We start from the raw sequence: 12,327 nt of genomic DNA on the forward strand, positions 1-12,327 counted from the left end.
AAGTGGTCCGATTGTCTCTGCCGCAGCGACAGTGCGTTGCATTGCCTTCCATTGAAGCCGGGGATCGATGTGCTACATCCTTTGCCATGAAAAACATCGGCTTTCTCTCCTTCGGCCATTGGTCGCCCTCCCCGCAATCGCAGACGCGCTCGGCGTCGGATGCACTTCTGCAATCGATCGACCTTGCCGTCGCCGCCGAGGAACTGGGCGCCGACGGTGCCTATTTCCGCGTGCATCATTTCGCCCGCCAGCTGGGCTCGCCCTTTCCATTGCTCGCAGCGGTCGGGGCCAGGACGAGCCGTATCGAAATCGGCACGGCCGTCATCGACATGCGTTACGAAAACCCGCTCTACATGGCCGAGGATGCCGGCGCGGCCGACCTGATCGCCGGCGGGCGCCTGCAGCTCGGCATCAGCCGCGGCTCGCCGGAGCAGGTGATCGATGGCTGGCGCTATTTCGGCTACGCACCGCCGGAGGGCCAGAGCGACGCCGACATGGCCAGACGCCATGCGGAAGTCTTCCTCGACGTTCTCAAGGGCCAGGGTTTCGCACAACCCAATCCACGCCCGATGTTCCCCAATCCACCCGGCATGTTGCGCCTCGAGCCGTTCTCCGAAGGGCTGCGGGACAGGATCTGGTGGGGTGCGGCCACCAACGCCACGGCGGAATGGGCTGCAAAGCTCGGCATGAACCTGCAGAGCTCGACGCTGAAATTCGATGAAAGCGGCAAGCCGCTGCACATCCAGCAGGCTGAACAGATCCGGGCCTTCCGCGCGGCATGGAAAGAAGCCGGCCACACACGCGAGCCGCGGGTTTCAGTCAGCCGCAGCATCTTCGCACTGGTCGATGATCGCGACCGCGCCTATTTCGGCGGCAGCGATAGCCAGGACCATTTCGGCTACATCGAAGCGGATACACGGGCGGTCTTCGGCCGCACCTATGCGGCGGAACCCGACGTGCTCATCGAGCAGTTGAAGCAGGATGACGCCATCACTGAAGCCGACACGCTGCTGCTGACGGTGCCCAACCAGCTGGGCGTCGACTACAACGCCCATGTCATCGAGTCGATCGTCAAGCATGTCGCGCCAGCGCTCGGCTGGCGCTGACGGAAATGACGGCGCTCACCGCCTATTGCGGTGAGCGCCCGTTCATCAATTTGGCCTGCAGGATGACGACGACCAGCAGGAAGGCGCCGCGTATCACCGACTGCCAGTAGGCGGACAGCGAGATGACGCCAAGGCCATTCTCGAAATTGAGGATGTTGAAAACCATCGCAAGCAGGATGGCGCCTGCCAGGGTCGCACCGACGGAACCGACCCCTCCGGACAACAGCGTGCCGCCGACGACGACGGACGAAATTGCAAACAGCTCCCAGCCCACGCCCTCGGTCGGCTGGCCAGCTCCGAACTGCGCGGCCAGGATGACGCCAGCCAGTCCGGCGAGAAGGCCGGAGGTCGCGTAGACGCCAAGCAACGTTCGCCCAACTTTCAGCCCCATCAGCTTCGCCGTCGCCTCACCATCCCCGACTGCGAGGATACGCCGGCCGACCGGATGGCGCTCCAGCGCGATCCAACCAACGACGTAGCAGGCGATGGCGATCCAGGCCGGGATTGGGAAACCGAGGAAATCATCCTGGCCGATCGAAACAAAGGCAGTGTCATAGGATGCGGAGACGGACTGATTGCCGGACAGCAGCAGGGCCGTGCCGTAAGTGGCCAGCATCGCCGCCAGGGTGGCGATGAACGGCTGTATACGCAGCCGCGTGACGACCAGCCCGTTGACGATGCCAACCGCGAGACCCGCGGCCATGCCTCCCAGAAGTCCTGCCGGCCATCCGTAGGGCGACAATATTGCCGCGACCACGCTGGTCATCGCTGCTGTGCCACCGACCGACAGGTCGATGCCGCCGGTCATGATCACCAGCGCCATGCCGAGCGCGATCAGCATGAACATGGAATTGTAGCGCAGGAACGAAAGGATGTTGTAGCTCGACAGGAAGTTGTCGTAACGCAACGCGCCAAAGATCAGCAAAGCGAACACGACCGTGATCACGCACAGCCGCGCGAGCTGAAGATTGGAATGCGGTATCAACGCCGCGACGACATTCGAGCGCGAAGTTTCCTGCATCATGTCCGGTCCGCGCTTTGCTGGATGTAGACGGCCGCCACGATCAGCCCTGCCTTGACGACGAGTGCGGCGGCATCCGGCACGCCATTGGCGAGCAAGGTATAACGGACGAGCTGGATAACGCAGGCGCCGAGCAAGGTGCCGATGATGTTTGCCCTGCCACCGGTCAACAACGTGCCGCCGACCGCGACCGCGGCAATGGCATCGAGCTCCATGCCAAGCCCGACCAGATTGGCGTCACTGGCCGAGTTCCTCGCCACGACGATGAGCCCGGCGAGGCCCGCCAGCACACCGCTGATGACATAGACGAAGCGCTTCACCCGCTTTGCCGGAATGCCCGAAAGGCGTGCCGCCTTTTCATTGCCGCCGACAGCCAGGATCTGACGCCCCAATGCGGTGCCCTTGATCAGGAAGGCGGCCGCAGCCACCACCACAACCATGATCAGCACCTGCGTCGGGATGCCGAAGACATGCCCCAGCGCCACGAACTGGAAAGCCTCGTTCTTGAACACCTGGAGGTTGCCGTTGGTCATCACCTGGGCGATGCCGCGCCCGGCGGTGAACAAAACCAGGGTCGCCACGATCGGTTGGATCGAATAGTGGGTGACGAGGAACCCATTGAACCAGCCGAGCAGGCCGGCCACGACCAGCGGCACGATGAACGCCAGCGGCAGAACCACCAGCGGGTTCGTGGTGGGCGCCAGCCCCCCCATCAGGATCATTGGCGCGAGCGCCCCGGCGATCGCCATCAGCGAACCGACCGACAGGTCGATGCCCCCGGTCGCGATCACCAATGTCATGCCGACCGCGACGATGACGATGGTGGCAACCTGGGTCAGGTTCACATTGAGGGTCTGGAGCGACAGGAAATTCGGCGTCGCGATGACGTTGAAGGCGATCAACAGCAGAAACGCCAGCAAGGTACCGTAACGGCTCAGCCATGCAGCGAGGTTGAAGCGTCTCGCGGGACCGGCAGTGTCTTGCGCAGCGGTCATGCCGGCACCTCCTGATGGGCCATGGCGGACAGGAGATTGGCTTCAGTGATTTCCTCGGATGCCAGCCGGCGGACAGAGAGGCCATCGCTCAAGACCGTGACGTGATCAGCCGCGGCGATCAACTCCTCGAGTTCGGAGGAGATCATCAGTACGCTCAAGCCCTCATCCGCAAGGCTGCGCAGCAGCTTCAGGATCTCGGCCTTGGCGCCGACATCGATGCCGCGCGTCGGTTCGTCGACGATCAGCAGACGCGGATTCATGCAGAGCCAGCGCGCAAGCAGGACCTTCTGCTGGTTGCCACCCGAGAGTTCACGGATCGGCTGCTCGGGCGAGGAACATTTGATGCCGAGTGCGGCGATGTATTTTTCGACGATCGCCCGTTGGGCGGCCTTGTCGATGATACCGGCCTTCTGCAGCTTCGGCAGGATGGCGAGTGTCATGTTCTCTCGCACGCTCATCTCCGGCACGATGCCTTCGATCTTGCGGTCCTCGGAAACAAAACCCATGCCGTCGGCGATGGCGTCGGCCGGAGCGATATAGTTGCTCTCCCGTCCATCGACCTTGACGGTTCCCCGCTCCTTGCGGTCGGCAGCATAAATCAATCGCGCGGTTTCGGTGCGGCCGGCGCCAAGTAGCCCGGCGAGACCGGCGATCTCGCCCCTGCCTATGTTGAAAGAGACATCGCGCACCCGGACACCCGCGCCCAGGTTCTCGACGCCGACGAGTGCGGCCCCTTCGTTGTCGCCATGCGCGCGTTTCTTGAAGGTGAAGGCGGCGAGTTCCTTGCCGAGCATGGTCCTGACCAGTTCGACCTTGGATATGTCCTTCATCGGGCTGACCGCCACGGTGCGGCCATCGCGCATGATGGTGACCCGGTCGCAGATGGCGAACAATTCGTCCAGCCGGTGGCTGATGAAGATCGCCGCGACACCGTCGGCCTTCAAGGTCCGGATGGTTTCGAACAGCACGGCGACCTCGCGCTCGTCGAGCGAGGACGTCGGCTCATCGAGAATGAGCAGCCTGGCGTTCTGGGTGACGCCGCGTGCGATCGCGACCATCTGCCGGGTCGCGGCCTCGAAATCCTGCAGCGGCCGGCTCACATCGATATCGAGCTTGAAACGTCGCAGCACTGTCGCGGCATCTGCCTGCATCCTTGCACGGTCCACCAGGCCAAAGCGGCGCGGCTCGCGACCGAGAAAGATGTTCTCCGCCACGGTGCGGTTAGGCGCGAGGTTGATCTCCTGGTAGATGGTGGCAATGCCGCCCGCCTGGCTCTCGGCAGTGGAGCCGAACCGGACCTCCCTGCCCTGGAACTCTATCCTGCCGGTATCATGCGCATAGGCGCCGGTCAGGATCTTGATCAGCGTGGATTTGCCGGCGCCGTTCTGGCCGATCAGCGCCATGGTTTCGCCAGGCTCCACTGCAAGCGAAGCGTCGGTGAGAACGCGGACATCACCAAAGCTCTTGTTGATGCCCGTCATCGACAACAGCATCGCAAATCCTCCCTTGGTGATGGTTTGTACACTCAACCCGGGATGCGCAAAAGAAAAGCGGTCGAAACGCTCCTCGATACGTTCCGACCGCAGGTGGGGAGATGAATCAGTAAGCGCCTGACACCTCAGCCGCGGCGTTGGATGTGTCGTAGAACTTGTCCTTGTTCTTCACCCAGGCCTCGATCTTTTCGCCACCGGCATAACGCTTCAGCGTCTCATAGGCGATCGGGCCGAAGCGCGGATTGCATTCGACGACAGCGCCGATCTTGCCATCGGCAATTGCCTGGACGGCTTCCTTGCCACCGTCGATGGACAGCACCAGCACATCGGTGCCCGGCTTCTTGCCCGCGGCTTCGAGCGCTGCGATCGCTCCGAGCGCCATCTCGTCATTGTGGGCATAGATGACATTGGCGTCGGGATGCGCCTGTAGCAGCGCCTCCGCAATCTGGCGCCCCTTGTCGCGCGCGAAATCACCCGACTGCGAGGCGACGATTTCGAAACCGCCGGCCGCCTTGATGGCTTCGTCGAAGCCCTTCTTGCGGTCATTGGCCGGCGACGAGCCGGTGGTGCCTTCCAGCTCGATGATCTTGGTCTTGCCGTTGGCGTTCTTCACCAGCCATTCGGCAACGCGCTTGCCTTCCTCGACGAAGTCCGAGCCGATGAAGGTGACGTAGTCCTTGCCGGCAACAGCCAGCTTGGGATCGACGCTGCGGTCCAGGAGAATGACCGGAATGCCTGCCTTCTTGGCGGCGAGCACCGCCGGGATCAGCGGCTTTTCCTCGCGCGGCGCCAGGAAGATGAGATCGACACCCTGCGCTATCATGGAATTGACGTCGGCAACCTGCTTGGCCGCGGAGCCTGCCGCATCCGTGTAGACGAACTGATAGCCGAGCTTGGCGGCCTCGGCCTTCATGCTTTCAGTCTGGGCGATGCGCCATGGATTGTTGGACTCGGTCTGGGCGAAGCCAACCTTGTAGCTGTCCTTCTTGGCCAGCGGCGGCAGATCTGCGGCCATGGCCACGGTGGACACAAGGCCCAGCACGCCGAAGGCGCTTGCGGTCATCAATAAAGTACGGCGGGTCAGTGACATCGAGGGTTCCTCCAGATGGGCAACCGGCTCCTCCAGCCGGGCAGACGTCGGTCTGCTGATCACCGATCAATCCTACGATAATTTTATTAGCAGTCAATGCGGGATATTTGCGAGACGGCATTATCGAAACCCGGCATGAAAGCAGGAGCGTGATATGCCTCAAATACGGGTAAAATGCGCCAATTCCTGCCAAAATCAGTGGGTTAACAGTCGCTCGGAATAGAAAAACCGCGCAAAATCAGTCATACAGAGACCTGCCGTTCCAAAATCCGATCACCGCTTGATAATTTTATGATCAAATGACTATGATGCTATCGACGGGTCGAGAAACCATTGCGGGCACGATCGTGAATTCAAGGCGAGGACCAGCGCTGTGAGTCAGAGCAACGGCGGCGAGAAACGCCAGGGACGACCGACCATGACGGACGTCGCCCGTATTGCCGGCGTTTCGCAGTCAAGCGTCTCGCTCGTGCTGAACCAGATGACGGGCGCCCGAATATCTCCGGAAACCAGGCAACGCGTGCTCGAGGCTGCCAGGCAGGTGAACTACCAGTTACCGGGGATCAGGGGGGAGATATCATCCGATGCCGAGGGGCGGACGATCGCCTACATCGTCGACGAAATCTCCACCAGTCCGCATCCGGTGGTCAGCTTCGATGGCGCGCGTGACTTCGCCTTCGAGCAGGATTTTCTGGTGGCCGCCTATGTGACGCGCTCCAATCCGCAACTGGAAGCAGCGACCATCGAAGCGATCAAACGCGACAAATCGATCGTCGGCGTGATCTACTCCTCGATCTTCACCAGGCGTGTGACAGTGCCTCAAGCCCTTCAGGGACTCCCAACTATCCTGCTGAATTGCTACGGCGAAGCGCGGCGCCACATTTCGATCCTGCCGGGCGAAGTTGCCGGCGGCTTCACCGCGACCGCCCATCTCACCGGCCTGGGCCATCGCCGCATCGGCTTCATCAACGGCGAGCCGTGGATGGATGCTTCCATCGACCGCCTCAAAGGTTATCGGCAGGCACTCGCCACCGCCGATATCGCCTTCGACGAAACGCTGGTACGCAGCGGCGACTGGCTGCCGTTGACCGGTTATCACCATGCACGCGACCTGCTGTCGACCGACAATCCGCCGACCGCCATATTCTGCGGCAACGACCTGATGGCGCTTGGCGCTCTTGAAGCCGCCAACGAGATGGGTATCAAGGTTCCGGTTGAGCTCAGCGTGATGGGTTATGACGATCAGGAGCTCGCTCGCTACACCCATCCACGCCTTTCGACGCTCGTGCTGCCAAACTATGAAATGGGACAGCGCGCGACCGAGATGCTGATCGACATGGTGGCGCACCATAAACAATTCCGTCCGATGACCGTAAAGATCGATGGGCCGCTCGTCGTGAGAGAAACGACGGCCTCACCAAGGCTGCGCTGAGATTCCTCAGTCCGCAGGCGTCATTTCTTCAGCTCCCAACACGTTCCAATCGCACTACGTGGCATCACCATAGTGCAAATGCACTAGCCCAAGATGGGGTATCCTTGGGGTAACCCGTGTTGTTTGACCATTTGGTCAATGCTACATAGCGCCGATGCGACAGCCGAGCTTGACCTGCCCCCGATAGCCAACCGCCGCCAGGGGGAAGCAGTGCCAAAAGATCTGATCATCGTTGCCGACGACCATCCCGTTTTTCGGGAAGGGTTGCGCCGTGTCGTACAGACAGTCGAGACCGACGCCGACATCGTCGAAGCCGAAACAATGGACGAAGTCCTGGCTGCCGCGCGCGCAGGACGCCAGCCCAAACTCTTCATCATGGACCTTTTGTTCCCCGGCCTCGTCGCGGAACGTTCGCTTGCCGAGTTGCGTCAGGAATTCCAGCGGTCGTCCATCATGGTCGTATCGATGGTCGACGATCGCCGTACGGTCGACATGGTAATGGCCGGCGGCGTCGACGGATTCGTCTCGAAATCCGTGCCGCCAAGCGAGCTGATGGAGGCGATCGCCGCGGTCCGCGACGGCGAATATGTGATCAAGCTCAAGTCGTCGGATCGGGTGCCCTACCCTGCTGAAGACGCGGACATCCTCAACAGCCTCACGCAACGCCAGCGTGAAGTTCTGCGCTTGCTTGCCGACGGCAAATCCAACAAGGAAATCGGGCGCACGCTCGACATTTCGCACTACACCGTGCGCATCCACGTCTCGGCTCTGTTGCGTGTTCTCAATGTCGGCTCGCGCTCGGCTGCAGCGGTCAAGGCCCTCAACGAGGGCTGGGTCGACCGGATCTAAGCCCGCCATCAGGCACGTGCACGCTCCCTGGTGCGCCCCAGCGACAGCGCGATCATGGTTGAGCGCAGTTCGGAAGGTCGCACCGGCTTCGACAGGATCGGGATGTCCTGCTGCCCGAGTTCCTCGCGCACCCGGTTCTCGTCATGGCCGGTCATGACGATGGCGGGGATGTCGCGGCCCGCCTGCCGGCGCACTTCCTGGATGAAGTCGGCACCGACAATGCCGCCGCCGAGATCGAAGTCGGTGACGACCAGATCGCAGGCCGCGACCGACAGATCCGCTCCGGTTTCGGCCTGCACGACGCAGCCCCATTTCTCCAGTAGCGAGGCCGTCGCCAGAAGCACATCCTCGTCGTCCTCGACAAGCAGCACCCGCAAGCCTTCCAACGGTGACGAGAACCGCTCCGGGGCGATCTTCTTCGTGCGCTCGGGTGCCGACACCACCGGCAGGCCGGCAATACGCACGCTGGTGCCGCGTCCCCGGACCGAGCGGATCGAGACCCGCAAGGACATCAGATGCGCCAGCCGCTTGACGATAGAAAGGCCGAGGCCGACACCTTCGATGTCCTTGTCGCCGCGCTCGCGTACCTGGTAGAATTCGTCGAACAGCCTGGGCAGATGTTCCTCGGCGATGCCTTCGCCGCGATCGTGGATTTCGATCGACAGGCCGTAGCGATGGCGGCGGCAGCCGATCAGCACCTCGCTGCCCGGCGCGTATTTCAGCGCATTGGAAACGATGTCTGCAAAATGGTGGTGAGCAGAGCGGCATCGGTGCGCACATGCAGCCTTGTACGCACCAGTTTGAACGTCGTTTGCGACCATTCGGCCCGGTTGGCATTCTGCGTCAGCACCTCATCGACGATGTCCTGCACGGCGACGACTTCGAAATGCGGTGTGACCTTGCCACTGTCGAGTGTCGAGATGTCGAGCAGCGAGCGGAACAGGCCGGACACCGAATGCAGCGAGCGGTCGATGTTCTCGACCATCTGCTTCTGTTCGCGGTCGAGCCCGGTGTCGCGCAGACAGGCGGTGAACAGGCTGATGGCGTGGATCGGCTGGCGTAGGTCATGGCTGGCCTGCGCCAGGAAGCGCGACTTGGCAAGGTTCGCCTCATGCGCTGCATCATAGGCTTCATAGACGCGTTGCAGCAGAGCATAGATATAGGCCGGCACCAGGATGGTGGTCATCACCAGGGTCAGCGCCACATAAGGGTTCTCACGCCAATAGGCGTTGAAATAGGATGACAAGGCGATCGTCACCAGCGCCATCGCGGTAGCCAGGATCAGGTAGCGCGGTCCGAAACGAAGCCCGTTGCCGACCGTTACCCAAAGCAGCGCGGCATAGAGCGGCAACAATGCCGCGCCGCCGATAGACATCGCCGAGAAGAATGCGAGATAGTCGCACCCCATCGAAACCAATCGGCGGGGCTTGTAGACCACCGGCTTGTAAACAACCCACCACAGCAGCAACCACGAAACGGGAACGTAGGCGAAGTAGTAGCCGGCAAAACCATTGGCATAGGATGTCGCCGCGTTGTCGAGCCAGGCGACGACCCAGATGTACACCGCCAGAATCGGCACGAAGACGATCCTGACGAATGCCTGGGAGCGCTCGGCATCATAGCTCTCCTGCTCCCTGGTTTCGGGGGCACCTCCCATTCTTGCGGGCGGAAGCCCCGCATGGTCACGCTTCTTCAAAATTGCCCCACTCCATGGGCCGTATGCGGCGCCGACACTTCCCCCTACACCGACGCCGTCCCTGTGTGAACTCGCCAACGTCTGCGGTCAGTGCGAAATCGCACCGGTTTGCCTGGCCAAACGATCGATCTTGAGTTTTTCCGCAGTCATCATCGAGCGAAGTTCTGCCGGACGGATCGGCTTCGCCAGGATCGCGATTTCCGGATCACCAAGATCGACCCTCACCCGGTTTTCGTCGTGGCCGGTCATGACGATGGCAGGCACCTTGCGTTTCAGCAGATGCCGCACACGTGCAATGCAATCAGCTCCCGTAGCCTTCGCACCGAGATCGAAGTCCGTCACGATCAGATCGCATTCGGTCACCTCGTCAGGGATCGACGGCTGGATGTCGACGATGCAGCCCCATTTCCGCAACAAGGTGGCAGTGGCGAGCAAGACGTCCTCGTCGTCCTCGACGAGCAGGACACGCAGGCCTTCGATCGCCGGCCTCGGGCCCTCTGCTTTCGGTTTGGCCGCTGCCGCCTGCGATGAGATTTGCAGGCCTTCGATAATCACCGTGGTGCCGCGACCTGGGACGGAGCGCAGGTAGGCCGACATGCCCATCAGCCGCGTCAGTCGCTTGACGATCGGCAGGCCGAGGCCGACGCCGTCGACGTCGCGGTCACCGCGTTCCCGGACCTGGTAGAACTCGTCGAACACCTTCGGCAGATGATGCGCGGCGATGCCGTTACCACGGTCATGAACTTCGATGGCGAGTTGCCCGTTCCGGCGACGACAACCGATCAGGACCGGGTGATCCGGCGCATACTTCAGAGCATTCGAGACCACGTTCTGCAGGACGGTGGTCATCAAGGTGGCATCGACGGTGACGTAGGCTCGTGTCGGAACCGCCCGCAAATCGACTCCGGCCCATTGCGCCGCCTCGGAATTCTGCCTGACGATATCCTCGAACAGGTCTTTTACCGCGACCGGCTCGAAGAACGGTGTCACCTTGCCGCTGTCGAGCGTGGAGATATCGAGCAGGGAGCGGAACAGACGCGACACGCTCTGCAGAGAACGATCTACATTCTCGACCATCTGGCGCTGTTCCCGATCGAGACCCGTATCCTTGAGGCAGGCGGTGAACAGGCTGATCGCATGGATCGGCTGGCGCAGATCATGGCTCGCCTGCGCAAGGAAACGCGACTTGGCCACATTGGCTTCGCGGGCGGCATTGAAGGCCGTGTAGACACGCTCAAGCAGGCTGTAGGCATAGGCCGGAACGAGAACCGTGGTGAGGATCAGGGTGATCGTCACATAGGGGTTCTCGCGCCAGAACGGGTTGAAATAGGCGGTGACCAGAATGCTGATCAGCGCCATGCAGGTCGAGGCAATCAGATAACGTGAGCCAAAGCGCAGGCCATAGCCGACCGTCACCCACAACAGCGGCGCATAGGCGGGCAGCAGGGCAGCACCTCCGAACGTCATGATGCCGCCGACGGCGATGTAGTCGCTGACCATCGAAATGGCACGCCGAAGCAGGTTCTCGCCTGGCCGTTTCACAATCCAGAACAGGATCAGCGCCGAGACAAGGATGTAGGATGAGAACGACAGGATTGTCTGGGTCGTGCTGAATGCCGTGTCGCCTCTCGACGAAAAGACACTCAGCATGCCGACCGTAAACAGCGTCGCCGCCCCGAGACGAAAGGTCGCCTGAGCCCGCTCGGCGTCATTCGGCCTGTCGTTCCGGGTAACGAAAAGGTCGGCAAGTTTCGTTCGCAAGCCACCAGGCATGATGTGCATCCCGATCAGGGGCAGGAGCTGATCGCCTGGGGCTCGACAATCAGGGCATTTCGAATGCCTAAGCGACATTCCAGAATGCGAAAGGGAGGGCTAGAGCGTTTCCGGTTTCACAGAAACGCGGAAAAGCTCTAACTCTTTGTTTTTGCGCAATTCCGGACGGAAAACCGTTACACACTTTTCCTAGAATTGCGCTAGCCTCCCTTCGTTATTTCCCCAGTTGGATGGTTCTTTCGAGGGCCTGGTTGAAGCCCTTGAGGGAGATGGAGAAGGCGACGTCCTTTTCGGTGTCGGAAGCGAAGGCGCCGAGCTTCAGCGCGGTGCCGGTGCTGAGCGCCTTGGTGGTTGCCGGCGTGAAGGTGAGCCGCACGACGCAGCCGCCGGGCAGGCAGGTGCGGAAGCGCGACGGCTTGCCCGGCGGTGTGTCGTCGACGGAGAAGGTCACGCCCTTGTCGAGGTTGAGCCCGAACGGCATCACCAGCAGGCCCTTCAAGCCGCCATCGTCGGCAGGCATCAGTTCGATGGTGAGCACACGCTGGCCGTTCTGGCTGACCTGGCCCTGCGAGAAGGCGCACTGCTTCTTGTTCTCGGGCGCCGCCACGCAGGCGACGCGCCAGTCCTCATAGGTCTCCGACAGCGACGACGGTCCGCCTGCGGCAGCTGCCGAGCCGGCGGCGGGTTGCTGTTCCTGCCCGGAAGCGGCAGACGCGGCAGCCAGGAAGGCCGCCGCGCCGATCAACACTCTATTGGCTGGCATCAGAAGCGGATGCCGAGCCTTGCGTCGACGCCGTTGGTCGACGATCCGGAGCCGAACTCGCCATTGTAGGAGATGCCGAGCGTGGCATTGTCGGTCACCTTCATGTCGA

General features: G+C 61.8%; 11 protein-coding genes. 3 read left to right on the forward strand and 8 right to left on the reverse strand.

The window, feature by feature from the left end; genetic code table 11:
- Positions 1-86 precede the first annotated feature (86 nt).
- A complete protein-coding gene (locus tag ACFWYE_RS17515) occupies positions 87-1,106 on the forward strand; it encodes an LLM class flavin-dependent oxidoreductase (RefSeq protein WP_379113110.1) in 1,020 nt (339 codons plus the stop codon).
- Positions 1,107-1,128: 22 nt separating this feature from the next.
- On the opposite strand, the gene ACFWYE_RS17520 is transcribed toward ACFWYE_RS17515, so the two are convergent.
- The 4 genes from ACFWYE_RS17520 to ACFWYE_RS17535 form a co-directional block, all read right to left on the reverse strand.
- The gene (locus tag ACFWYE_RS17520; protein WP_379113112.1) at positions 1,129-2,130 is read right to left on the reverse strand and encodes an ABC transporter permease; all 1,002 of its coding nucleotides are present in this window, start codon (positions 2,128-2,130) and stop codon (positions 1,129-1,131) included.
- On the reverse strand, positions 2,127-3,122 hold the full coding sequence (locus ACFWYE_RS17525) for an ABC transporter permease (RefSeq protein ID WP_379113114.1): 996 nt from the start codon (positions 3,120-3,122) through the stop codon (positions 2,127-2,129). The genes ACFWYE_RS17520 and ACFWYE_RS17525 overlap by 4 nt, the downstream gene beginning before the upstream one ends.
- Positions 3,119-4,615: a sugar ABC transporter ATP-binding protein gene (locus ACFWYE_RS17530; RefSeq protein ID WP_379113116.1), complete on the reverse strand. Its 1,497-nt coding sequence runs from the start codon at positions 4,613-4,615 to the stop codon at positions 3,119-3,121. Before ACFWYE_RS17530 ends, ACFWYE_RS17525 begins: the two co-directional genes overlap by 4 nt.
- A 106-nt stretch (positions 4,616-4,721) precedes the next feature.
- Positions 4,722-5,678 (reverse strand): ABC transporter substrate-binding protein, encoded by a 957-nt coding sequence (locus ACFWYE_RS17535; protein WP_379113147.1) that lies wholly within the window; start codon positions 5,676-5,678, stop codon positions 4,722-4,724.
- A gap of 400 nt (positions 5,679-6,078) precedes the next feature.
- Here ACFWYE_RS17535 and ACFWYE_RS17540 point away from each other — a divergent pair, with 400 nt between their 5' ends.
- Complete coding sequence (locus tag ACFWYE_RS17540) at positions 6,079-7,137, forward strand: LacI family DNA-binding transcriptional regulator (protein ID WP_379061986.1); 1,059 nt, start codon at positions 6,079-6,081, stop codon at positions 7,135-7,137.
- 210 nt (positions 7,138-7,347) lie between these two features.
- On the forward strand, positions 7,348-7,986 hold the full coding sequence (locus ACFWYE_RS17545) for a LuxR C-terminal-related transcriptional regulator (RefSeq protein WP_379061988.1): 639 nt from the start codon (positions 7,348-7,350) through the stop codon (positions 7,984-7,986).
- An 8-nt stretch (positions 7,987-7,994) separates the two neighbouring features.
- Here ACFWYE_RS17545 and ACFWYE_RS17550 read toward each other — a convergent pair whose 3' ends face one another.
- From ACFWYE_RS17550 to ACFWYE_RS17565, 4 genes are all read right to left on the reverse strand, one after another.
- Entirely contained in the window at positions 7,995-8,684 is a 690-nt protein-coding gene (locus ACFWYE_RS17550) for an ATP-binding protein (RefSeq protein ID WP_379113118.1), read from the reverse strand.
- Between the two features lie 20 nt (positions 8,685-8,704).
- Positions 8,705-9,682: a sensor histidine kinase gene (locus ACFWYE_RS17555; protein WP_379113120.1), complete on the reverse strand. Its 978-nt coding sequence runs from the start codon at positions 9,680-9,682 to the stop codon at positions 8,705-8,707.
- An 87-nt stretch (positions 9,683-9,769) separates the two neighbouring features.
- Complete coding sequence (locus tag ACFWYE_RS17560; protein ID WP_379113122.1) at positions 9,770-11,455, reverse strand: ATP-binding protein; 1,686 nt, start codon at positions 11,453-11,455, stop codon at positions 9,770-9,772.
- Positions 11,456-11,669: 214 nt separating this feature from the next.
- Positions 11,670-12,218 carry an invasion associated locus B family protein gene (locus ACFWYE_RS17565; protein WP_379113124.1) on the reverse strand — a complete coding sequence of 183 codons (549 nt, stop codon included), beginning with the start codon at positions 12,216-12,218 and terminating at the stop codon, positions 11,670-11,672.
- Positions 12,219-12,327: the final 109 nt, after the last annotated feature.

It is taken from the genome of Mesorhizobium sp. NPDC059025, assembly GCF_042739655.1.
Classification (GTDB): domain Bacteria; phylum Pseudomonadota; class Alphaproteobacteria; order Rhizobiales; family Rhizobiaceae; genus Mesorhizobium.